The organism is Halorubrum salsamenti, from assembly GCF_007671685.1.
Lineage (GTDB): Archaea > Halobacteriota > Halobacteria > Halobacteriales > Haloferacaceae > Halorubrum > Halorubrum salsamenti.
In genome coordinates this window covers 94,778-117,130 of sequence record NZ_VCNL01000002.1, presented here as the reverse complement: position 1 = coordinate 117,130, position 22,353 = coordinate 94,778, and the positions used below count along the sequence as shown (strand labels likewise).

The 22,353-nt window shown below is 69.7% G+C and carries 24 protein-coding genes; 12 read left to right on the top strand and 12 right to left on the bottom strand.

All coding sequences use genetic code 11. The features are described from left to right. Positions 1–9: 9 nt before the first annotated feature. From aceA to FGL94_RS18540, 3 genes are read right to left on the bottom strand one after another with little or no spacing between them, the layout of a single operon-like run. Positions 10–1,050 carry an isocitrate lyase gene (aceA, locus tag FGL94_RS05200; RefSeq protein ID WP_144921735.1) on the bottom strand — a complete coding sequence of 347 codons (1,041 nt, stop codon included), beginning with the start codon at positions 1,048–1,050 and terminating at the stop codon, positions 10–12. Then, a complete protein-coding gene (locus FGL94_RS18175; RefSeq protein ID WP_186313336.1) occupies positions 1,047–1,211 on the bottom strand; it encodes a hypothetical protein in 165 nt (54 codons plus the stop codon). Before FGL94_RS18175 ends, aceA begins: the two co-directional genes overlap by 4 nt. Then, entirely contained in the window at positions 1,208–1,561 is a 354-nt protein-coding gene (locus tag FGL94_RS18540) for a hypothetical protein (RefSeq protein ID WP_144921732.1), read from the bottom strand. Before FGL94_RS18540 ends, FGL94_RS18175 begins: the two co-directional genes overlap by 4 nt. Before the next feature lie 274 nt (positions 1,562–1,835). On the opposite strand from FGL94_RS18540, the gene thiL reads away from it, so the two are divergent. Beyond that, entirely contained in the window at positions 1,836–2,732 is an 897-nt protein-coding gene (gene thiL, locus FGL94_RS05190; protein WP_144921728.1) for a thiamine-phosphate kinase, read from the top strand. Between the two features lie 23 nt (positions 2,733–2,755). Here the strand turns inward: thiL and FGL94_RS05185 are convergent, their stop codons facing one another. Continuing rightward, the gene (locus FGL94_RS05185; RefSeq protein WP_144921725.1) at positions 2,756–3,667 is read right to left on the bottom strand and encodes a 1,4-dihydroxy-2-naphthoyl-CoA synthase; all 912 of its coding nucleotides are present in this window, start codon (positions 3,665–3,667) and stop codon (positions 2,756–2,758) included. 390 nt (positions 3,668–4,057) lie between these two features. Between FGL94_RS05185 and FGL94_RS05180 the strand changes: the two genes are divergently transcribed. The 3 genes from FGL94_RS05180 to FGL94_RS05170 are packed head-to-tail and all read left to right on the top strand — an operon-like array spanning position 4,058 to position 6,686. Then, positions 4,058–5,083, top strand: coding sequence for an ABC transporter substrate-binding protein (locus tag FGL94_RS05180; protein ID WP_144921722.1), 1,026 nt, complete (start codon positions 4,058–4,060; stop codon positions 5,081–5,083). After that, a complete protein-coding gene (locus FGL94_RS05175; RefSeq protein WP_144921719.1) occupies positions 5,083–5,886 on the top strand; it encodes an ABC transporter permease in 804 nt (267 codons plus the stop codon). Before FGL94_RS05180 ends, FGL94_RS05175 begins: the two co-directional genes overlap by 1 nt. After that, on the top strand, positions 5,874–6,686 hold the full coding sequence (locus FGL94_RS05170) for an ABC transporter ATP-binding protein (protein ID WP_144921716.1): 813 nt from the start codon (positions 5,874–5,876) through the stop codon (positions 6,684–6,686). The genes FGL94_RS05175 and FGL94_RS05170 overlap by 13 nt, the downstream gene beginning before the upstream one ends. Before the next feature lie 26 nt (positions 6,687–6,712). Here the strand turns inward: FGL94_RS05170 and FGL94_RS18170 are convergent, their stop codons facing one another. Next, the gene (locus FGL94_RS18170; protein WP_186313335.1) at positions 6,713–6,880 is read right to left on the bottom strand and encodes a hypothetical protein; all 168 of its coding nucleotides are present in this window, start codon (positions 6,878–6,880) and stop codon (positions 6,713–6,715) included. A gap of 862 nt (positions 6,881–7,742) precedes the next feature. Here FGL94_RS18170 and FGL94_RS05160 point away from each other — a divergent pair. Then, on the top strand, positions 7,743–8,147 hold the full coding sequence (locus tag FGL94_RS05160; RefSeq protein ID WP_144921713.1) for a helix-turn-helix domain-containing protein: 405 nt from the start codon (positions 7,743–7,745) through the stop codon (positions 8,145–8,147). Positions 8,148–8,243: 96 nt separating this feature from the next. Here the strand turns inward: FGL94_RS05160 and FGL94_RS05155 are convergent, their stop codons facing one another. Both FGL94_RS05155 and deoC read right to left on the bottom strand, forming a co-directional pair. After that, positions 8,244–8,474, bottom strand: a complete 231-nt coding sequence (locus FGL94_RS05155; RefSeq protein WP_144921711.1) for a hypothetical protein — start codon at positions 8,472–8,474, stop codon at positions 8,244–8,246. A 90-nt stretch (positions 8,475–8,564) separates the two neighbouring features. After that, positions 8,565–9,224: a deoxyribose-phosphate aldolase gene (deoC, locus tag FGL94_RS05150; protein ID WP_144921708.1), complete on the bottom strand. Its 660-nt coding sequence runs from the start codon at positions 9,222–9,224 to the stop codon at positions 8,565–8,567. 294 nt (positions 9,225–9,518) lie between these two features. Between deoC and gatD the strand changes: the two genes are divergently transcribed. Genes gatD through FGL94_RS05125 form a run of 4 tightly spaced genes read left to right on the top strand, consistent with a single transcriptional unit; the run spans position 9,519 to position 13,450 of the window. Then, the gene (gatD, locus tag FGL94_RS05140; RefSeq protein ID WP_144921706.1) at positions 9,519–10,811 is read left to right on the top strand and encodes a Glu-tRNA(Gln) amidotransferase subunit GatD; all 1,293 of its coding nucleotides are present in this window, start codon (positions 9,519–9,521) and stop codon (positions 10,809–10,811) included. Further along, positions 10,808–11,887 (top strand): GNAT family N-acetyltransferase, encoded by a 1,080-nt coding sequence (locus tag FGL94_RS05135; RefSeq protein WP_144921703.1) that lies wholly within the window; start codon positions 10,808–10,810, stop codon positions 11,885–11,887. Before gatD ends, FGL94_RS05135 begins: the two co-directional genes overlap by 4 nt. 24 nt (positions 11,888–11,911) lie before the next feature. Next, the gene (locus FGL94_RS05130; protein WP_144923696.1) at positions 11,912–12,127 is read left to right on the top strand and encodes a hypothetical protein; all 216 of its coding nucleotides are present in this window, start codon (positions 11,912–11,914) and stop codon (positions 12,125–12,127) included. A gap of 45 nt (positions 12,128–12,172) precedes the next feature. Continuing rightward, a complete protein-coding gene (locus FGL94_RS05125) occupies positions 12,173–13,450 on the top strand; it encodes a DUF6498-containing protein (RefSeq protein ID WP_144921700.1) in 1,278 nt (425 codons plus the stop codon). Between the two features lie 9 nt (positions 13,451–13,459). Here FGL94_RS05125 and FGL94_RS05120 read toward each other — a convergent pair whose 3' ends face one another. The 4 genes from FGL94_RS05120 to FGL94_RS05105 all read right to left on the bottom strand — a co-directional run bounded on the left by FGL94_RS05120 (position 13,460) and on the right by FGL94_RS05105 (position 17,074). Further along, complete coding sequence (locus tag FGL94_RS05120) at positions 13,460–13,981, bottom strand: HPP family protein (protein ID WP_144921698.1); 522 nt, start codon at positions 13,979–13,981, stop codon at positions 13,460–13,462. An 86-nt stretch (positions 13,982–14,067) separates the two neighbouring features. Then, positions 14,068–15,702 (bottom strand): GMC family oxidoreductase, encoded by a 1,635-nt coding sequence (locus FGL94_RS05115; RefSeq protein WP_144921695.1) that lies wholly within the window; start codon positions 15,700–15,702, stop codon positions 14,068–14,070. Next, positions 15,699–16,211 (bottom strand): hypothetical protein, encoded by a 513-nt coding sequence (locus tag FGL94_RS05110; protein WP_144921693.1) that lies wholly within the window; start codon positions 16,209–16,211, stop codon positions 15,699–15,701. Before FGL94_RS05110 ends, FGL94_RS05115 begins: the two co-directional genes overlap by 4 nt. Next, the gene (locus tag FGL94_RS05105; RefSeq protein ID WP_144921691.1) at positions 16,208–17,074 is read right to left on the bottom strand and encodes a hypothetical protein; all 867 of its coding nucleotides are present in this window, start codon (positions 17,072–17,074) and stop codon (positions 16,208–16,210) included. Before FGL94_RS05105 ends, FGL94_RS05110 begins: the two co-directional genes overlap by 4 nt. Positions 17,075–17,241: 167 nt before the next feature. Between FGL94_RS05105 and FGL94_RS05100 the strand changes: the two genes are divergently transcribed. Continuing rightward, positions 17,242–18,231 (top strand): A24 family peptidase, encoded by a 990-nt coding sequence (locus FGL94_RS05100; protein ID WP_144921688.1) that lies wholly within the window; start codon positions 17,242–17,244, stop codon positions 18,229–18,231. Between the two features lie 620 nt (positions 18,232–18,851). On the opposite strand, the gene dnaG is transcribed toward FGL94_RS05100, so the two are convergent. Beyond that, a complete protein-coding gene (gene dnaG, locus FGL94_RS05095) occupies positions 18,852–20,396 on the bottom strand; it encodes a DNA primase DnaG (protein WP_144921686.1) in 1,545 nt (514 codons plus the stop codon). Positions 20,397–20,572: 176 nt separating this feature from the next. On the opposite strand from dnaG, the gene FGL94_RS05090 reads away from it, so the two are divergent. Both FGL94_RS05090 and FGL94_RS05085 read left to right on the top strand, forming a co-directional pair. Further along, positions 20,573–20,827, top strand: a complete 255-nt coding sequence (locus tag FGL94_RS05090) for a DUF3311 domain-containing protein (RefSeq protein WP_144921684.1) — start codon at positions 20,573–20,575, stop codon at positions 20,825–20,827. Then, complete coding sequence (locus FGL94_RS05085) at positions 20,824–22,308, top strand: sodium:solute symporter family protein (RefSeq protein ID WP_144921681.1); 1,485 nt, start codon at positions 20,824–20,826, stop codon at positions 22,306–22,308. Before FGL94_RS05090 ends, FGL94_RS05085 begins: the two co-directional genes overlap by 4 nt. Positions 22,309–22,353: the final 45 nt, after the last annotated feature.

The window sequence follows — 22,353 nt, the reverse complement described above, 5'->3', positions numbered from 1 at the left end:
CCGACGCGATCAGTCGTCGTTGTTCTCGGCCGTGATCGGGTCGTTCTCGTCCTCGGTGAAGCCGGCCGACTCCTCCTGCCGCTTGCGCGCCTCGGGGTCGAACTCGGCCTCGATGTCCTGGTACCGCGGGACGAAGGAGAGCTCGTGGTGGCTCTCGGTCTCGTGGCCGATGTACCGCTCTTCGAGGTCGAACTGCGCCTCCTCGTCGTTCTGCGCGATGTTCTCGAAGTCCTCGTAGGCGGCGTGTGCGCCCGAGTGGAGCCCGTACAGCGTGATGAAGATGTACTGGTAGCCCAGGTCGCCGAGCTCCTGGAACGTGAGCGGGTCCTCCTCCGCGCCCCACTCGAACGAGGAGGAGTAGTTGAAGGCGAGATCCAGGTCGGGGTGAGTCTCGTGGATCGTCTCGGCGTACTCGACCGCGTCCTCGCGGGACGGGTCGGGCATCTCGGGCCAGACGAGGTCGACGCCGGCGTCGGCGTAGATCCGGCCGCGTTCGAGGTGCTCCTCCCAGTCGCCGTTGGCGGAGCCGTACGCGTCGGTGCGGGCGATGATGACGGTGTCCTCGCTCTGCTTGGCGTCGACCGCGGCCTCGAAGCGCGAGCGCGCCTGCTCGCGGGAGACGATCTGCTTGCCCGCGATGTGGCCGCAGCGCTTCGGCGAGGTCTGGTCCTCGATGTGGATCGCGGCGACGCCGGCCTTCTCGTATTCGCGGACCGCGCGCCGGACGTTGTGGACGCCGCCGTAGCCTGTGTCGCAGTCGGCGATGACGGGGAGGTTCGTCGCCTCGACCATGCGCTTCGCGTTCTCGACCATCTCGCTCATCGTGACCATCTCCAGGTCGGGGAAGCCGAACTGGCCGAGGACGGTCGAGTAGCCGCTCATGTAGGCCGCGTCGAGCCCGGCCATCTCCGCGAGGCGGGCGTCGAGCGCGTGGTAGATACCGGGCGCGAACGTGTAGTCCTGCTCCTCGAACAGCTCGCGGAGCCGGCGGCCGGCCGGGTTGTCGATATCTCTCGTGAAGACGTCGTCGTCGAGTTCGTTGGGATTCATTGATGTCGCTCCGTTGTCGCGTCGTCGGTGAACTGGTCGGTCGTGTCGTCGATGCGCGCGGCGGCGTCAGTCCGGTCGGTCTGATCGGTCGCGCGCCGCGTGAACGTCGTCCGGTCCGGTCGCGGTCCGCGTCCGGTCCCCGCCATCGGGACGGGGCTCATCGCGACCCCCCGGCGGTCCGCGGGCGACGCGTCGGTCGCAGATCCGGGACCAGCGGGGCGTCCCGCTCGCCGTCGCTCGGCGGCGGACTGGGGCGTCGAGGGGTTTCGGTCGCGGTCGACCCCTCGGTCGTCGGACGTGTCGTCGGGACGATCGGGGCGCCCGCCTCTTCGGTGATCGGCGTGCGCCCGGGGATCGTCCGGGGAGAAGCGTCGGTGCCGCGTCGATCCGTCGTCGTTCGATCCGTCGTCGATCGGTTGGTCGAGGATCGATCGGTCGTCGTTCGATCGGTCGTTCGGGTCGTCTGATTCGTCGGGTCGTCCGTGGATGTGGTGTCGTTAGGCGTCGTCATCGGGTCGTGTGGGTGGTTGCGGTGGTCGTCTGGTGATCGTGCTGTCGGCGGGTCGGGGCGCTGCGTGTCCGCGTACGGATACTGTCATTGCACTCGGTAGGTGCGGGAGGTGGGTAATAAACATAATGATTGATAATGATAATATCCGTTAATGTGTATTACCTATTTAAATGGTTCTTGGTAACGAGCCGCACTCAAGTGAGCGATCGGGGGACGAGCCCGCGCTATCCGGATCGATCGCTTATAAGCCGTCCCGACACGATCCGTCGGTATCGTGAACGAGCGAGACGCGCTCCGGGCGCTCGCGGCCGACCTCCCGCACGCGGGCGACGACGCCGCCGTCGTGGGCGACACCGTGATCACGACCGACATGCTCCACGAGCGGACCGACTTCCCGCCCGGGACGACGCGGTACACCGCCGGGTGGCGCGCGGTCGGCGCGTCGCTCTCGGACGTGGCGGCGATGGGGGCAAGGGCGACCGCGGCGGTCGCCGTCTACGCCGACGCCGCCTTCGACGACGAGAAGCTCGACCGGTTCATCGCCGGCGCGGTCGACGTCTGCGAGGCGGTCGACGCCGAGTACGTCGGCGGCGACCTCGACACCCACGACGAGTTCACCACGGCCTCGACCGCGGTCGGCGACGCGACCGACGCGGGCGCCGTCACGCGGTCGGGCGCGCGTCCCGGCGACGCGCTCTGCGTCACCGGCGAGTGGGGACGGTCCGCGGCCGCGCTCCGGCTATTCAAAAGGGGCAACGACGAGGCGGTCGAGCGCGCCAACGACCTGTTCCGGTTCACGCCCCGCGTCGCCGACGGGCTGGCGCTCGCGGACGCCGCGACCGCGATGATGGACTCCTCGGACGGACTCGCGCGCTCGCTCCACCAGCTCTCGGAGGCGAGCGAGGTCGGGTTCGAACTCGACCCCGACCGGCTCCCCGTTCACCCCGCGGTCGACGAGATCGCCGAGGGCGACGAGGCAGAGCGCTTCGAGCTGGCCGCGCACTTCGGCGAGGACTTCGAGCTCGTCTGCGCCGTCCCCGAGGAGGCGGTCGAACCAGCCCGCGAGGCGTGTCCGGGCGGGCTGACTCGCGTGGGGAGCGTCGTCGACGCCGCGGAGGGGGTCACCGCCGACGGCGACCCGCTTCCCGACCGCGGGTACACGCACGGGTGACGACCGGGGTCAGAACGGCTTTTTCAGTAGTGCCACGGGTAGTCGCGGAACTGCGGCTCTCGCTTCTCTAAGAACGCGTCGCGGCCCTCTTGGGCCTCGTCGGTCATGTACGCCAGGCGGGTCGCCTCGCCCGCGAACACCTGCTGGCCGACCATCCCGTCGTCGGTCATGTTGAACGCGTACTTCAGCATCCGCATCGCGGTCGGCGATTTCTTCGTCATCTCGTCGGCCCACTCCAGCGCGACTTCTTCGAGTTCCTCGTGGGGGATCGCCTCGTTGACCATTCCCATGTCCGCGGCCTCTTCGGCGGAGTAGGTCTTCCCGCGGAAGAACACCTCGCGTGCCTTCTTCTGGCCGATCTGCTTCGCGAGGTACGCGGAGCCGAACCCGCCGTCGAAGGAGGCCACGTCGGGGTCGGTCTGAAGGAACTTCCCGTGTTCCTCGCTCGCGAGCGTGAGGTCGCAGACCACGTGCAGCGAGTGGCCGCCGCCGACCGCCCAGCCGGGGACGACGGCGACGACGGGCTTGGGCATGAACCGGATCAGCCGCTGGACTTCGAGGATGTGGAGCCGGCCGGCGCGCGCCTCCCGAACCAGCTCGTCGTCCTCGTCGCCCGCCTCGTCGTCGTCGCGGTACTCGTAGCCGGAGCCGCCCCGGACCGACTGGTCGCCGCCCGAGCAGAACGCCCAGCCGCCGTCCTTCTCCGACGGGCCGTTGCCCGTGAGGAGCACGCAGCCCACGTCCGCCTGCTTGCGCGCGTGGTCGAGCGCGGCGTACAGCTCGTCGACGGTGCCCGGGCGGAACGCGTTCCGGACCTCCGGGCGGTCGAACGCGATCCGGACGACCGGCACGTCGACGCCGCGGTGGTAGGTGATGTCGTCGAACTCGTCCGTGACCGGTTCCCACGCGTCGGGGTCGAAGATCTCCGAGACCATACGCGCGTGTTGGCGGGCGCCCTCATAAACGACGGCGGGTCGGCTGCGGGTCGGTGGGCGGTCGGCGGTCGGTGGGCGGTCGGTCGGCGGTCGGTGGGCGGTCGGCGGTCGGTGGGCGGTCGGCGGTCGGTGGGCGGTCGGTGGGCGGTCGGTGGGCGGTCGGCGGCTGGTCGGTAGTAGGTCGGTCGCCGGAGTCGCGACCGACGGCGATCGCGCCGATCGGCCTCGCAAGTATTGCGCGGATCGGGGACGCGATTCCGTCGGAGTATCGCCGACTATGCCGACCGAAACCACGGCTACCGGCGTTTCTGCCAGATACACTCCGTCACCGGTATACGCTCCAGTTGCTGGTGGCGCGGGTGTATTGCACGGTGAACTCCTGTGATCGGTATGTCCGAGCGAAACGCGGGAGCCTCGCGGCGGTCGTTTCTTACGGCCGCGGGCGGCGCTGCCACGGTCGGTCTCGCCGGCTGTCTCGGCGGCGACAGCGGCGGGCTCGACGAGTTGACGGTCGCGCACATGCCGATCTACCCCGACCTCCAGTGGTACGTGATGGAGGGCGAGGGGTACTTCTCTGAGATCGACGCCGAGATCGACGGCCGAGAGTTCACCGACGGCCCGGCGATCGTGCAGGCGTTCAGCGGCGGGGACATCGACGTCGCCATGTTCGGGATCGTGCCGGCGATGATCGTGATCGACAACGACATCCCCGCACGGGTGACCGCGGCGAACATCCGCGAGCCGATGGGGATCATGGCCGAGTCCTCGTTCCACGACACCTTCGAGGAACACGGCGGGGACGCGTTCGCGATGTGGGAGGAAGAGCGGGGGCGCCCCTTCCGGTTCGGCACGTTCCCGCAGGGGAGCGTTCCCGACGTGCTGCTCCGGTACTGGCTCCGGGAGACCGGCGTCGACCCCGACGAGAACGACAGCATCGAGATCCGAGAGATAAACGGTGCCAGCGCCGTCTGGCAAGCGATCAACGGCGGGAACATCGACGGGACTTCCATCATGGAGCCGGTGCCGACGATCGCACAGGAGGAGGGTTCGTCCGTCGCGATGCTCCGGACGGCCGCCGAGATCCTCCCCGGCCAGCCCGCCGCGGTGACGCTGATGAGCGACGCGGTCCGGGACTCACCGCTCGCGGCGCAGTTCCTCGAACAGCACGTCCGCGCCACCGATTTCATCGACGAGAACCCGGATGAGACCGCCCAACACGTCGAATCCGGGATCGGGATGCCGGTCGACCGGGCGCGGACGGCGCTCGACTCGCCGCTGTCGAACTTCGTCACCGACCCCGCCTCCATCAGCGAGGCGACCCCGGTGTTCTCGGAGTTCGCGGCGAGCAACGGCCAGATCGGCGAACAGCTCACGAACGACCAGATCTTCGACTTCGACGTCTACGACTCGCTCTGATGGCTACCGACACCGGACGGGAGTTCGACGGGAGCGGGCTGCAGACCGGCCTCGGCCTCGACGACCCGCGGCGGCTGTTACGGGGCGCCGCGGGGCTGGTCGGCTTCGTCGCGCTCTGGTACCTCCTCTCGCTCACGCAGCCGGCGATCGTGTTGCCGTCGCCGGTCGCGGTCGCGGCGGAGTTCCGCGGTCAGTTCGTCTCGGGGACGATGCCCGACGCGCTGGCGTCGAGTATTCGCCACTGGGTCCCCGGCACGATCGCCGGCACGGGACTCGGCGTGGGCGCCGGCGTCGCGTTCGCGTGGAGCGGTCTGCTCGACGACGTGACGGCCCCGTTGGTGCGGGTGCTCCGACCCGTGCCGCCGCTGGCGCTGATCGGGTTCGCGATCGCGTGGTTCGGCCTCAACCACGCCGGCGCGGCGTTCATCATCGCTATCGGGGGATTCTGGATCAACTTCTACGCGACTTACGGCGCCGTCGAGGAGGTCTCCGAGGACCTGATCGACGTGGGGCGGACGCTGGGCGTGCGCGGCGACCTCGACATGATCCGGTCGGTCGTCCTCCCGGCGTCGCTGCCGGGGATCTTAACCGGGATCCGCACCGGACTCGGCCGGTGTTGGATGCTCGTCATCGCCGCCGAGATCTTCTCCGTGCCGGGCGTCGGTCGCGAGATTCTGCGCGCGAGCAACAACCTCCGCGTCGACCGGGCCATCGCGTACATCTTCGTGTTGAGCCTGATGTACCTCGTCGTCGACGTGGCGTTCCGCGCGGTCCAACGGCGGGTGTTAGCATGGCAGGCGTGAATCGGGGGCCGGACGCGGGAGACGGATCGGCGGACGTCGGCACCGACGGCAGCGCCGGCGTCGCCGTCGACGCGGTCGGCAAGACGTACGACGGCGCCGGGGCCCCGGTCCGGGCGCTCGACGACGTCTCGTTCGGGGTCGAGCCGGGCGAGTTCGTCTGCGTCGTCGGCCCGTCCGGCTGCGGGAAGACCACTCTGTTCCGGATCATCGCCGGACTCACTGACGCCACGGACGGGGAGATCCGGGTCGCCGGCGCGCCCGTCACCGGCCCGACGACCGACATGGGCGTCGTCTTTCAGGAGTACCACCTGTTCCCGTGGCTCACGGTCGAGGAGAACGTCGGGTTCGGGCTCGAACGGAGCGACCGGAGCGCGGCCGAGCGCGAGCGCCGGGTCGACGAGATGCTCGACCTCGTCGGGCTCACCGAGTTCCGCGACTCGTACCCGAAATCGCTCTCGGGGGGCATGAAACAGCGCGTCGCCATCGCGCGGTCGCTCGCGGTCGACCCCGAACTACTCTTAATGGACGAGCCGTTCGGCGCGGTCGACGCCCAGACCCGGGAGATGCTGCAGCGCGAGCTGCTCGACGTGTGGGCCTCGACCGGGAAGACCGTCCTGTTCGTCACGCACGACGTGGCAGAGGCGGTGACGCTCGCCGACCGGATCGTCGTGATGGCGGCCGAGCCGGGGCGCGTCGCCGAGATCGTCGACGTCGACGTGTCGCGTCCGCGAGAACGCGGCGACCCCGCCTTCGGCGAACACGTCGCCCGCGTGCGAAAGCTGATCGGCGCGGGACCCTGAGGCGAGTCGACGCTCCCCGTCCTCGCTCACTCCGTCTCGTCGTCGTCGACGGCGGCGGCCAGCTCGTCGATGTGCGTCCGGAGCACCGTGATCGTCGCGTCGGCGTCCGCGTACCCCTGATCGTAGCTGTCCAGCGTGGACTCGGTCTCGTCGAGGAACCGCTCGACCGCGGCCTCGATCGGCTCGTCGCTCATGGCTGCCGGTTCGGTCGCCGCCGGGTTATACCCTTGCCGTCCGTGGTCTGCCACGATCCGACCGGAGGTTGATCTCCTATAAGTGATTATTGTGCAGTATAAAAAATACCATGTGAGAGACGGGTCCGAGACGGGGCTCGCCCGTCTCGATCGGAGCAGCGTCGACCGGATCCGCTTCGTGACGGTCTCCCCCTCGAACGTCCGCTCGGGGACGCCGAGGACGAACTTCCGGAACCGTCGGAACGAGGCGCTTCGGACCCACCGATCGACGATCGAGAACGCCGGGTTCGGGTCGAGACTCACGTCGTCCGCGAGACGCCGCACCGCCGGATCGACGGGACCGCCGAGGCGGTCGCGGCCGACCTCATCTTGATCGGATCCCGCGGGCAGAGCCCGCGAACCGCGCGATCGGGCCGACCGTGCGCGATCTCGCCCGCCCGACCGTCGTCCCGCCGCGCGTCGACCGCGTCGAGCGGCTATCGGCTTTCGGGCGCTCGCGTACCCGCGACACGCGACCGAGGAGGTGACGCTCGCCCGCGTCGAGTCGCCGAAGGGCGACGCGAGCGATGACGGCGATCCCGACGGGCGCCTCGCCGATCCCGCCGGCTCCTAGCGGGGTGTGTTCCCGAAGTAGCCCGTCGCCCGGCGACAGAGCGCCCGGCGACAGAGATGTCTCCCTCGTGCCGCCGCCGCGCACGGCGTAGCGAGCGGGTCACTCCGGCCGACGACTGACCTCTTCTCGCCGTCACCGTTCCGTCGCGTGGTCGATCGATCCCCTCGTTTCCGTTAGCAGGATATCGCAAGATTGTGTTATCTTCACACAAGCCTTTTACCGGTACGGGTCGTACCTACGGGTAATATCATGCCGGATTCCCTGTCTGAACAGCTTCAGAGCGATATGCAATGCGAGGGGCTACTCGAGTGTTTCCACGGGCTCAAGCCGCTCGATCGAGAGTGTTTCAGGGCGCTCGTCGAGAGCGACGAGCCCCTGACCATCGACGCGGTCGCCGAGGAGGTCGACCGCGAGCGCTCGACCGCCTACCGGTCGGTCCAGCGGCTGCTCCAGACCGGCTTCATCACCAAAGAGCAGATCAACTACGATCAGGGCGGCTACTACCACGTCTACTCGCCCACCGATCCCGAGAAGATCACCAACGAGATGCAGCGCATGCTCAACGACTGGTACGCGAAGATGGGCCAGCTCATCCAGGAGTTCGAGGAGAAGTACGACCGGTCGGAGACCGAATCCGCGGCCGCGTCCAGCTGATCGGACGGTCGCCCGCCGAGCGCTTCACCGGTCCCGCGTCTGTGGTCGGCTCCGTTTCCGTCCTCTCGTTCTCCACCGATCGCCCGGTGTGCCCCGTCAGCGACGCCGCAGCGCGTACGCCGCGTAGCCGACGGCGACGAGCAGCCCCGCCGACAGCAGGCTCCCGAACACCGCCGGCGAGGTCGTGACGAATTCGCCGAGCGGGTCCGTCAGCACGAGCACGCCGACGATGAGCGCGACAGAGATGAGGATCCCTACCGCACCGAACGCTTTGAACGCCGCGTCAAGGTCCAGCCCTCGCGATTCTGGTCCGGCCGAGTGACTCATACTGCTCTGTAGGAGTTCGGAACATAAATGGATTTGACGGCGTTCTCACGGTGAGAGAACGCGACGAGCGGGATTCGCCGTCCCCGAACGCTAGTTCTCGTCGCCGTCCCCGTTCTCGGGGTGGCCCTCGACGATGGCGACGCCGGAGGAGGCGCCAATCCGGACCGCGCCGGCGTCGAGCATGGCGGTCGCTTCCTCGTAGGAACCGACGCCGCCCGAGGCCTTCACCGGGAGGTACTCGCTCATCAGCTCCACGTCCGGGACGGTCGCGCCCCCGTCGGCGAACCCCGTGGAGGTTTTCACCATGTCGGCGTCGGCGTCGACGGCGGCCTCGCAGGCGCGGCGCTTCTCCCCGTCGGTCAGGAGCGCGGTCTCGATGATCACTTTCACCGGGACCGGCACCGCGGCGACCACGTCCGAGATCTCGGCGGCGACGGCGTCGTCCTCGCCCGCCTTGAGTCGCCCGACGTTGATCACGAGGTCGATCTCGTCGGCGCCGTCGTCCCACGCGGCGACCGCCTCGTCGCGCTTCGCCGCGGGCGCGTGCTGGCCGTGCGGAAAGCCGACCACGGTCGCGATCGTCTCCGGGGTGTTGCCGTAGTCGGTCGCATCGGGCAGGTAACAGGGCGGGATACAGGCGTTCATCCCGTGGTCGGCGGCCTCGGCGAGCACGGTCTCGACGTCTCCCCGCGTCGTCTCCGGGCCGAGCACGGTGTGGTCGATGCTGGCGGCGAATTCGTCGCGATCCATGTGCTCACGGTCGGCGGCGCGGGTAAAAAGACGTACTGTGTCCGCCTCGGGGAGTCGGTCGGTCGCGACGAGCCGAGCGTCGCGCGGCCGACCGGTTAGCTCTCGATCTCGATCTCGGTGCCGGTCACCGCCGCGTCGACGACGACGGGGAGGCGCACCGTAATTGGGTAGCAATTCTATATGAGCATCTCGAATGATGCACAGAGGTGGCATACAACAAGAACTGGTGCGGCTGCACCCGCTCCGGACCGCCGAACGGTTGGATTCAAGTCCGCCGGAGGGGAACCCGGTGGTATGCAACCGGGAGATCGCGTCCGCGTCGACCGCGGGGACGTAACGAACGAGGGCGTTCTGCTCCCCTCGACGACTCGCGACCACCTCGTCGTCAAGCTCGACGGGGGGTACAACGTCGGTATCGACCGCGACGAGGCCGACGCCGAAGTGCTCGAATCCGCCGCCCGCGACGTCGACGAGGGCGCCGACGCGGGCGGCGGCGAGGCCTCTGAGATCACCTTCGACGAGGACCTCCCGACGGTTTCGCTCATCTCTACCGGCGGCACCATCGCCTCTACCGTCGACTACCGAACCGGCGCGGTCACCGCCCAGTTCGACGCCGAGGACGTGCTGCGGGCCGTTCCCGATCTGGCCGGCCGCGCGAACTACCGCGGGCGCGTCGTCGCCAACATCCTCTCGGAGAACATGGAGCCGGACATCTGGCGCGACCTCGCCGAGGCCGTCCGCGAGGAGATCGAGGCCGGCGCCGACGGCGTGGTCGTGATGCACGGCACCGACACGATGCAGTACTCCGCGTCCGCGCTCTCGTTCATGCTCGACTCGCCGGTACCGGTCGTGTTCACCGGGAGCCAGCGCTCCGCGGACCGCCCCTCCTCCGACAACGTGATGAACGCGGTGTGCGCCGTCGAGGCCGCGAAGGCCGATCACGCCGAGACGCTCGTCTGCATGCACGCGAGCCCCTCGGACGACGCCTGCGCGCTCCACCGCGGCACCCGCGTCCGGAAGAACCACACCTCCCGGCGCGACGCCTTCGAGACGGTCGGCGCCGAACCGCTCGGCCGCATCGACTACGAGGCCGCCGCCGAGGCGGGCGCGGAGGGCGACGCCGCGGACGCGGCGATCGAGTGGAACCGCGAGCTCCTCTCGCGAGGCGGGGACGACGCGACCGCCACCCTCGATCCGGCCCTCGACGGCGACGTGGAGCTGGTGAAGTTCACGCCCGGCATGGACCCGGCCGCGTGGGACTACCTCGACGACAAGGACGGCGTCGTGATCGAGGGGACCGGGCTCGGCCACGTCCACACCGACCTCATCCCGCGGATCGAGGAGCTGGTCGAGAGCGGGACCGTCGTCGCGATGACGAGCCAGTGTCTCGCGGGCCGCGTCTGCGACCGGGTGTACGACACCGGCCGCGACCTCCTCGACGCCGGCGTCGTCGAGGCGGGCGACACCCTCCCCGGCACCGCGAAGGTGAAGCTGATGTGGGCGCTCGCGAACCGCTCGGACCCCGCCGAGGCGATGGGCCGGGACCTCGCCGGCGAGCTGACCGAGGAGTCGCAGCCCTGGCGATGACGGGATCGAACGGGGAGTCGTCGCACGCCTCCGGCTCGGGTCCCGACCCCGTCGTCCGCGAGGCCCGCCCCGCCGACGCCGACGCGGTCGCCGCGTTCGCGCGGGACACGTGGGGCGAGCGCTACGACGACTACATCCCGCGCGTGTTCCCCGAGTGGGCCGCGTCCGACGACCCCGATCGCGGCACCTTCGTCGCGACGCTGCAGCCGGGCGCGGTCGCCGAGCGCGACGCGATCGGGGACGACGGCGACCGCGAACCCGGCGACACGCTCGTCGAGGGGGACGGGACGGGCGCGGCCGCGGCGGGCGAGCCGGAGGCGGTCGTCGGCTGCATCCAGGGCGTCCTGCTCTCGGAGTGGGAGGCGTGGGGGCAGGGGATCCGCGTCGACCCCGCCGCGCGCGGGTTCGGCGTCGGCACCGCGCTCTCGGAGGCCGCGCTCGACTGGTCCCGAGAGCGCGGCGCGCGGGTGTGTCGAAACATGGTGTTCTCGTGGAACATCATGGGACTCGGCCAGTCGCGGGCGGTCGGCTTCGAGCCCGCGACGGAGTTCCGGTTCGCGGAGCCGGAGCCGGGACCGGAGGCGGCCGATCCCGGTGCGACCCTCGCCGACCCCGACCCGAACGCGGCGTGGGCGTTCTGGAGCGACAGCGACGCCCGCGATCACCTGCGCGGACTCGCGCTCGATCCGGACGAGTCGTGGGCCTGTTCGGCGCTCACCCGCGAGCGACTGGCGACCGCAGCCGCCGAGGACCGGCTGATAGCCGTCGCTGACGCGGACGCGTTCGCCGGGTTCGCTGTCCGTACTCGCGTGACGGAGCGCGAGGAGAACGGCGAGACGACCGAAATCGCGACCTACGGCGTCGCGGCGTGGCACGACGTCGACGCGGCAGGGGCGCTGTACGACGCGATCGCGGCCGACGCCGCCGCGGTCGATGCCGCCGACGCCCGCGTGCTGATCCCCGAGACGGTCGATCACGTGAGCGACACGGGGGCGAACCGAGTTCCGGTGGCGGCCGAACCCGATTTCGTGATGGCCGCGGACCTCACGGGCTCGGACGCGACCGACGATTTATAAATGACGGCGGCCGACTCGACGGCAATGGCGCTCCTCTCCGGCGTTGCGCTCCCGTGGTCGCTTCCGCTCACGCTCGTGATCTACGGCGTCGTCGTCGCCGCCGCGGTGTGGATCTACCGCGACGCGAGGGCGCGCGGGAGCCGCTACGCGATCGTCTGGGGCCTCTCGACGCTCCTGTTCACGATCGTTCCGGTGCTCGCGTACCTGTACCTCCATCGCGACGTCGGACCGGCGCGGTGACCCGGACCGACCGCTTATAAACTCGGAAGCGGATCGCTCGAACGGATGCCCTCCACCGACCGAGACTCCCCTCTCGGCGCCCTCGCTCGGGGTCGCCGCCCCCGGGCGGCCGCGCTGCTCGTCTCCAACCTCCTCCCGCTCGTCGGCGTGGTCGCCCTCGGCTGGAACGCGGCCGCGCTGATGACGCTCTACTGGTTCGAGCTCGGGATCGCTTCCTTCTACGCCGTCGTCCGCGCGCTGTTCGCCGGGCGTCCCTCCGAGATCGAGCGTGACGCTCTGATCGCCGGGCCGCTCGCACAGCGACGGGTCGTGCTGTCGATCCCCCGAACGGGCCTTCGGATCCGGCTCTCCTCGCTGCTCGTGCTCCCGATCGCCGTGCCGATCCTCGCGGTCGTCTGGCTGTTCGTCGGGGGTCTCACGGTCGGCGTCGTCGCCGACGGCGGACTCGCGCCGGACGTGCTCGACAGCGTGACGCTCGCGATCGTCGCCGTCTTCGTCGGCGGGGCGGCGACGACGGCCGTCGAGTACTTCGGCCGCGGCGAGTACCGCGACCACAGCGCCCAGACGGCGGTCCGGGGCGTGTTCGCGCGCGCCGCGGCGATCTTCCTCGGAGCGATATTCACGGTGATGCTCGTCGGCGCCGCGACGGTCGGCACCGAGGCCGAGATCGGCGCCATCGACCCGGACGCCGTCGGACTCCCCCTCCTGCTCGGGATCGTCGCGGTGAAGGCCACGTTCGACCTCGCCGGGCTGTACGGCGATCGGCTGGCGGCGTTCGACGAGTCGTCGGCGCTGGACCTGGGGTTCTCGCACGAGCCTCCCTCGCCCGAGCCGCCCGACGGCTCGGTCGGCGAGCCGGTTCGGACGGTCCGCCAGCCTCTCCGCGCGCGGCTCGCTGGGGTACTGACGACGCCCCTCGGCCACCCCGGGCTGTGGTACCTCGCCGCGCTCCCCGCGCTCGTCGCCGCGCTGTTCGCGATCGGGGGAAACCGGGCGACCGCCGGCACTCTCGCCGCGGTCGCGGTCGCGGTCCCGCTGGGGCTCGCCGCGCTCGACCACGAACTCCGATACGGCCTCGTCGCGTACCGCGCCGGCGACGACGCGCTCGTCGCCCGCGACCGCCTGTTCGGCGTGACTCTGTGGCGCGTCGAGCCGTGGGACGAGACCGACCTGCGGGTGACACGCGGGCGGCTCGACCGGCGGCTCGGGACCGAGACCGTCGTGATCGAACGCCGCGACGACGAGTACCGACTCCCGGGACTGGCGGACCCCGACCCGGTGCTGTCCGTCTTCGACAGGCGGGCGCAGCGGCCGGACGACTGAGCGAGGCGGTCAGCGCTCCTCTGACCGATAGAGGGGGTGTGCGTCGCCCACGATCCGCTTGAACACCAGAATCACGCCGGCGTGAAAGCCAACGAGCACGGTCACGCTCGCGACGATGATCGCCACCTCGATCGGGGTCGAGAGGAGGCCGAGAGACACGATGAGCGTCGTCGCGCAGGCGGGCGCGTGAACCGCGTCGGTGGCGATCATCGCCCAACTGGTGACCACGAGCGAGACGGTCGCGCTCGCGGCCAAGCGGAACCCTTCCGGCGAGAACGCGGGCGGCGTCGCGGTGAGGCTGGCGCCGGCCGCGATCAGCGACCACGCCGCGAGCCCGGCGACGCCACCGATGAGGTGACTCCCGACGATCCGGGCGGCCCGCTCGCGCTCGCTCCGTCGGTCGAAGGCGATCAGGAACGCCGACGGGCCGAGGCTCGGGAAGACGAACGGCTGGCCGGTCCCCCACGCGATCGCGCCGAGGACGGTGAAGAGGAGCCCGGCGTACAGACTGGTTCCGAGGCGGCGACGCATCGCCTGCCGGTCGGTGACGACCCCACAAAGCGGCGGCGATCCGCCGGTGCGTTTCGTTCCCGTCGAACGGCGGCGGAACGGCCGGATCAGTCCAGATCGGCGATGTGGTCCGCGAGCCGGAGCGACAGCGCCCCGATGGTCAGGGTCGGGTTCATCGCCCCCGCCGTGACGAAGACGCTCGACGAGGCGACGAACAGGTTGTCGAGGTCGTGCGTCCGCAGCTGCGGGTTCACAACGCTCTCGGTCGGGTCCTCGCCCATCCGGGTGGTTCCCATGTGGTGCGACGCGTAGCCGGGGTTCTCGGGGTCGGTCGTCTCGATGTCCGTCGCGCCCATCGATTCGAGGATGCGTGTGCCGATGTCGAGAGCGCGCTCCAGCGTTTCGACCTCCCGATTTCCGATGTCCAGTACGACGTTCGGGACGGGGTTGCCGTGGTCGTCCGTCCGGCTCTCGTCCAGCGCAACGCGGTTGCGCTCCCGTGGGAGCATCTCGACGAGCGCGCTTATCGTCAGCCGCCAACCGTCCCACTCGGGGCCGCCCTCGACCGACAGGTCGTCGCCCGTGAACGGGGTGGCGAGGCCGTCGAACCCGCGGATCGCGTCGGTCGGTTCGGCCTGGCTCCCCTGCTTGAACTCCAGTTTGATGCTTCCGGGCGTCGCTTCCTCGTGGTCGTAGAACTGGTGGGACTCGAGCGGCCACCAGAAGATGGGTTCCTGCCCCTCGGGCTTCGGTATCGTCCCCCGGACGCTCGCGATGGGGTGTTCCATGAAGTAGTTTCCCACCAGACCGCTGGAGTTCGCCAGCCCGTCGGGGTACGCCTCCGAAGTCGAGGACAGGAGGAGGCGCGGGATCTCGACCCCACCCCCCGCGAGCACGAAGTATCGGGCCTCCTGACGCAGTTCCGTGGCGTCGGGCGTGTTGTACACCGCGGCCTCGACGACCTCCCCCGCGTCGTCGTGTTCGAGCGACTGAACGGGTGCGCGGTCGACGACGCGTGCGCCCGCCTCCTCTGCCTTCCGGACGTGCACGTCGCCGCTGTACTTCGCGCCCGAGGGACAGACCGGGATGCAGGTGCTGTATCCGACGCACGGACTCCGGCCGTCGTACGCCTCGGAGTTCCGGGCCTGCGGAGCCGAGTGCAGCGTTATCCCGAGATCCGAACACGCTTCGGCGTAGCGCGAGTCGGCCGGCCCCGTGGGGAACGGTGGGAGCGGGTGGTCCTGTTCGCGCGGCGGGGAGAACGGGTTGTCGTCGCCGCCCGCGACGCCCAGTTCCGTCTCCGCCTCGGCGAAGTACGACCGCAGGTCGCCGTATCCGAGGGGCCAGTCGCTCGCGAGGCCGTACCGCGAGCGCATCTCGAAGTCCTTCTCGTGAAGGCGTGGGGTGTACCCCGCCCAGTGGAGCGTCGTGCCGCCGACGCCCTTGACTCGCCTGTGATTGAGGTCGTAGTCCTTCGGCCCCGAGGAGGCGTACGCGTCGCGTTCGCCGCCCATGTCCCAGACGGACCGGGCGCTGTCGGGACGGAGCGCGCGCTCCATCCGCTCGATTCGCGAGTCGAACTCGAACCGCGGTCCCGCTTCGAGGACGACCACGTCGAGTCCCGCCGTCGCCAGCGAGTGCGCGAGGAGTCCGCCGGCCACGCCGGCGCCCACGACGCAGACGTCAGCCCGGGGCGACGGCGAGCGATCGACCTGCGTCGCCCGTTCGTCGTCCGAGCTCACGGTTCCCCCGCGTGGGAGCCGAACCCGCCCGGGAAGCCGACCGGGTTGCCGATCCCGAACAGTTCGGTCCCGGCGGGCCGGGTCAACAGCGCGTACAGGACGGCGTTGACGAGGTGATAGCGGACGCGTTCGGCCAGCGTCCCCTCCGGTCTCGACTGAACTCGGTTCACCCCGAGCGTCGTCAGCAGACGCTCGCCCTGCGCGCGGGAGAGCGCCCCGAACGACGCGCCGAAGTGGCGGCGCGATCGACTGTCGAGCTCGGACAGCGCCCTGACGACTCCGCGAATCCGGTCGTGGCTCAGTCTGCCGACGTAGGCCGAAATCACGGGTTCGACGTCTTCGGGGGCCGCCGGGTGGACGATATCGGCGACGGTGAGCAGGCCGTTCATCCCTGCGTCGGAGATGGTGGCGTCAGTCGCCGTGCGGTCGAGCAACTCGTAGACGCCGAGGCCGCCCACGGAGCTCGCGCCGACCAGACCGAGGAGGGCCTGCCGTCTGGTCAGTCTCATCGGACGGGGGTCCCCCCTCGATCGGACGGATCGGCCAAGAGGACCACGAGGAACGACAGGAGTACCGCACCCAAAAGCACCTGTAGACGGCCCGCACCGGGTCCGAACAGCGTCGGCTGTCGCAACAGCAGGACGAAATCCAGGTCGCGACTCGTGAACGCACCGGCGGGGACCGTCTCGAACATCCGGTAGCCGACGCTCGCCACCGTCCCGACGACGACCCATCCGACCGTTACGGCGGTGACCCGGCGGAGGTCGGGATGGCCGTCGAACCGCCGTCGCGGGGCGGCGGTGATGTCGAACGCCGACGCGCCCGCGGACGCGACCCGCCTGAACAGACCGGCCAGCGGGAGCGCGAACGGGACGCTCAGGAGAGTGAACTCGGCGAACGCCGCGGGCGCGGCGACGAAGAACGGCGTCCGGTGGATGGCCTCGCCGCCCCATCCGGAGATGGCCGCCGCGCCGGCCGCCGCGACGGCGACGGCGAGGACGAACCGACCGAGGCCGGCCGAGTCAGAGGCGCGGGGGGCGTCGGACCGCCGGAGGAGTGTGCACGTCGCGTAGCCGAGATACAGATGCGCGCCCGCGCCGACGAGGGTGCCCGGTCCGAGCGAACTCGTCGCCGCATCGCTCAGCACGTGCCCGAACAGAATCCCCCACAGCGCCGCGGGGCCGGCCGCCAACAGCACCGGAACCGGGAGCGCCGCGGTCAGATCGACGACCGAGAGCGCCGGGACCGACACGACTCCGGAGAGCGCCCGCTCACCCAGCGCGACGAGGAGGTAGAGCGCGCCGACGGTACCGACCAGTGGAAGGGAATCGCGACCGGGGCGGAGCCCGCGATCGATCCCGTCGTTTCTCATACCTGATACGGTTCTTCGAATGACAAAAAGCTTTGTAGCGTCGAGCTGCGGTAACGCCTCGACAGGCGCGTCGGCGCGGCGAGCTTTCGTCGGGACCGCGACGCCGCGCTATCGATCGCGATACGCGAACCCGAACGCCTAATTACGCCCGCGCCGCCCGTGGTGACATGTTCGCGACGCTGCCGGACGCCCTCCGCCTGTTCGTCGTCCCCGTCTTCGCGTGGGCGGCCCTGCGGGACGTTCGGACCCGCCGCCTCCCGAACCGACTGTGGCCGCCGCTGTACGCGTTCGGGGCGCTGCTGTTGGTCTGGGAGATAGCGGCGATGTGGCCGATCGCGGGGTTCGAGGAGATTCGGTTCGCGGTGCAGGCCGCGATCAGCCTGCTGTTCGTCGCGCCGCTGGGCTACGCGTTCTGGTACCTCGGCGCGTTCGGGGGCGCCGACGCGAAGGCGCTGATCGCGATCGCGGTCCTCTTTCCGACCTTCCCGGAGTACGTCGTCGCCGGGGCGGAACTCCCGGTCGTCGACACCCGGCTCGGCGTGTTCTCGCTGACGGTGCTCACGAACACGGTCCTGCTCGCGCTCGCGTACCCCCTCGGGCTCGCCCTGAGCAACCTCCTCCGCGGGGAGCGCTCGGCGACGATGTTCCTCGCGCGGCCGGTGGCGACCGACTCGCTGCCTGACCGACACGGGCGCCTGTTCGAGGACGACGCCGGGACGACCCGGAACGGCCTCGATCTGGACGCGCTGCGGATGTACCTGCGCTGGCGCGGACTGACCCTCGCGGGCCTGCGCGAGGACCCGGACCGCCTCCGCGACCCCGACAGCGTCGGCGAGACGCGCGACCCGACCGACGGCGGGACTCACGTCGGGCCGCGGACAGACGGGGGGGTCGCGACCGGAATCGACAGCGAGGACGACGTCGACCGCTTCGACGACCCGTGGGCGGCCGAGCGCTTCCTCGACGAGATCGATCACGGCGCGTACGGTACCGACGCCGAGACGCTCCGCGGCGGGCTGGCGGTCGTCGCCCGGAAGGACCGCGTGTTCGTGTCGCCGGGGATGCCGTTCGTCGTCCCGATGGCGATCGGGCTGTTCGTCTCGCTGACGTACGGAGACGCGCTGTTCGCGGTGCTCGGCGCGGTCGGGTTGGTTTAAGGGGCTTTGTTAGAATACCCAGCGAGCAATACGTTCCGACTCGGTTCTGGCCGGTACGGAGGCTGTGGCAATCGATGGCGGGAGTACGTCTCTCAGTGTGGTGGTGTGGTCGTTTATAAGTCGGATCGGGATGTGGCTGTTGGTGGTTTATAAGTGATCGACGCTGTGGTGACGACCTCCAAAGCTCCGGCCGCGAGGACTCGCGCGGCTCGCTGCGGTCCTCGTCACTCGCGTTGCTCGTTCCTGCGGTCCTTGCGTCGCCGAGCTTCGTCCTCGCGGCCGCCCCTTTGAGTCCCACCCGCACAGCACCGCAGCCTCATACCTCCCCAACCTCGCCGCTCGCTCCGCTCGCGGCGTCCCTCGCGGGCTAGCTCGCGGCCGCCGATGGCGGCCGCTCGCAGGCGCGCCACCGCATCGTTTTTTATAAGCGATCGTCGCGATCGCTCATGTCTTTTTAAATATCGCATCTCCACAACCGATCTGCAACACTCACTCCCGCTATCGATCAAGAAGCGGCCTTCGACGAACGGTGGTTTCAGGCGACGTTCCGTCCGTCCAATAGGACTTCGACAGAGCGGTTCAAGAAGAGACCCGTTCCGCCCGAGGTGCCCAGCGAGGGGTCAGCTCCCGGCCCGGAGGTCGCCGACCGTGAGCACCCGCGTTCCCACGGGCCGTTTCACGAACTCGCCGACCTCGCGGCCGAGCAGCTCGCTGACCCCACGTTGGGCGGCGACGTCGAGCAGGCGCTGGTCGATCAGCCCGTCGACGACGACCGTGTGCGGGGCCGTCTCGGCCTGTTCCACCGCGTCGAAGGCGTCGACCGCGTCGACCTCTGAGAGGACGCCGCGGTCGTCGCCGAGGAGCCGGGCGCGGTCGCTGCCGGCGTCGACGACCTCCTGGACGTGTTCCTCGATGGAACGCGGCTCGTCGTCGAGGGGAGCGTCGTCGGGCTCTCCACTTACCTCCGCGCTCTCGCCGCCGGTATCGGCGCTCGTCCCGTCGTCGGGCCCTGCATCCGCCGCCTCCGAATCGACTGAGTCGGGAGCGGCGGAGTCACCTTCGGCGGGGTCGTCATGAGCCGCGTCGTCGCTACCGTCCTCGTGACGCTCGTCGGCCTCTTCCGCGTCGAACGCCGCGGGCGCTAGCGCCTCCTCGACCGCCTCAGCGGCTTCGCGGTCCGTCGCGCTCCGCGCTCCGCCGGCGACGACGCCGGCGCCGTCGTCGTCGCCGGCGTCGCTCGCTCGCTCGGTCTCGTCTCCGCTCTCGGACGGATCGGACGTCCCGTCGGGGAGATCGGTGTCTTCGCCTTCGAGGGGAGCGCCACCCGAGTCGTCCGCGGCCGCCTCGCGGAGGTTCGGCTCGTCGACGAGGCTGCTGTACGGTACCTTTCCGCGAAGCGCCTCGAAGACGGTGTTCCGATCGAGGTCCTCAACCGATTCGCCGGGCGGGGCGAACGCGACGTAGTCGACGTCGCCCACCTGCGCGAGTTCGCGGAGGATGAGCTCGCCGCCGCGGTCGCCGTCGAGGAACGCGGTGACGGTCCGGTCGGCGGTGAGATCCGCGACCGCGTCGGGGACGTTCGTCCCCTCGACGGCGATCGCGTTCTTGATGCCGCACTCGAGCAGGGTCAACACGTCAGCGCGCCCCTCGACGACGATAACGGCGTCTGAGTCGCCGACGCGCGGGCCGGCGGGGAGGTCCTCGTAGTCGACGATCCCCTCGACGCGGGCCGCCTCGCGGACCTCTTCGAGGATGTCGTCGCTCCTGAGGTTGGTCTCCTCGAAGCCGCCGGCGACGAGTTCCTTGGCGCGCTCGACGACCTCGCGGCGCTTCGCCGCCCGCACGTCCTCGATGCTCGTCACCTCCACCGAGGCGTGACAGGGGCCGATGCGGTCGATCGTCTCTAACGCGGCGGCGAGGATCGCGGTCTCGACTTTGTCGAGGCTCGACGCGACGGTGACCTCGCCGAACGATTGGCCGTTCTCCGACTGGACGGAGACGTCGATCCGGCCGACCCGAGACGACTCCTGAAGATCGCGGAGGTCCAACTCATCGCCGAGGAGCCCCTCGGTCTGACCGAACACCGCGCCGACGACGTCGCTCCGCTCGACGACCCCGTCGGCCGCGATGGTGGCGTGGATGAGGTATTTTTCTGTGTCTTTCATGATGGGTGAATGGTGATGATCGGGCGGCGCTGGTCGCCCGTGCGTCGTTGTGTCTGTCGGCGAAAATAGTTATCGCACGCGCCTGCGCCGGCGCTGTTTGAAGAAAATTTATCTTCGATACTCTACTACGAATCAGACCGATAGTATTTAATCGGTGAATTCCAATATCGTTCCACATGAGTCGATCTCGGAGAGATCTCGTGTGGATACCGACGTTCGCGGTCCTCGTCGCCTTCGCGGTGCCGTGGCCGCTGTGGGGAGTCGATCGGGTCGTCGCCGGGCTGCCGGTGTGGATCTGGTGGCACGTGGCGTGGCTCGGACTGTGTACTGTCCTGTTCTCGCGGTTCGTCGAGAGCGGCGCGTGGGAGCGCGGCATGGGCCGCCGCCCGGAATCGGAAAACGGCTCGGCGCTCGGAGGTGACCGACGGTGACGCTCGGCCTGTCGCTCGGCATCGTCACCGGCTACCTCTTGTTCGCGCTCGCGGTCGGGCTCGTCGCCTACCGCGTCTCCGAGGCCACCGCCGAGGACTACTACCTCGCGAACCGCTCGATCGGAACGGTCGTGCTGCTTTTCACCACGTTCGCCACCCTGCTCTCGGCGTTCACCTTCTTCGGCGGTCCGAACCTCGCGTTCGCCGCCGGCCCCGAGTGGCTGATCGTGATGGGAACGATCGACGGGGTGTTGTTCGCGGTGCTGTGGTACGCGATCGGCTACAAACAGTGGCTGATCGGAAACCGGAACGGGTACGTCACGCTCGGAGAGATGCTCGGCGACCGGTTCGGATCCGTAGGGCTGCGCGCGCTCGTCGCCGGGGTGAGCCTCCTCTGGCTGTTCCCGTACGTCATGCTCCAGCAGATGGGCGCGGGAGAGGCGCTCGTGGGGCTCACCGGCGGCGCCGTCCCCTACTGGGGCGGCGCGGCGCTGATCACGACCTTCATGATCCTCTACGTCGTCCTCGCGGGGATGCGCGGCGTCGCGTGGACCGACACGGTACAGGGGCTCTTCATGCTCTCGGTGGTCTGGATCGCCGCCGCGTGGGTGGTCTCGGCGGTCGGTGGCGTCGGTACCGCCACCGGCGCCATGCTCGACGCCCGGCCCGACTTCGGGAGCTTTGGCGGCGGGACCTACACGCCCGGATTCATAATCTCGACCGCGATCACCATCGCGTTCGGCGTGACGATGTTCCCGCAGATCAACCAGCGCTTCTTCGTCGCGAAGTCGGGCGGGACGCTGAAGCGGTCGTTCGTGTTGTGGCCGGTACTCGTCCTCCTCCTCTTCCTCCCCGCGTTCATGCTCGGCGCGTGGGCGGTCGGGATGCCCGTCGAGGTGCCTGAGGGCGCCAACGTGCTTCCCGTCGTCTTGAACGAGTACACGCCGACGTGGTTCGCGGCGCTCGTGATCGCGGGCGCGGTGGCCGCGATGATGTCGTCCTCGGACTCGATGCTGCTCTCCGGGTCGTCGTACTTCACCCGCGACGTGTACCGGCCCGTGATCAACGCCGACGCCTCCGAGCGCCGGGAGGCGTGGATCGCCCGGGTCGGCGTCGCCGCGTTCGCGCTGCTCGCGTTCATCGCGAGCCTCTTCCGACCCGGGACGCTGATCGAGGTCGGCGACACCGCCTTCTCCGGGTTCGCGCTGCTCGCGCTCCCCGTGATCTGCGCGCTCTACTGGGACCGGACGACGCGCACCGGCATGATCGCCGGCGTCCTCGTCCCGCAGATCGCGTACCTCGCGGTGGTGCTGTCCGCGGTCGTCGGCGCCGTGCCGACGCTGCCCCGCACCGTCGCCGGCGGCTGGGACGTGGCGCTCGGGCTGATGGTCCTCTCCGCGGCCCTCACGGTCGGCGTCTCGCTCGTCACCGCGCCGACCGCCGACAGCGACGCCTCGCGGTTCGCCGTCACCGGGGACTGAGGGGAGTCGTCGCGGTCGCTCACGTACCGTTTAAAAACTCGTGTC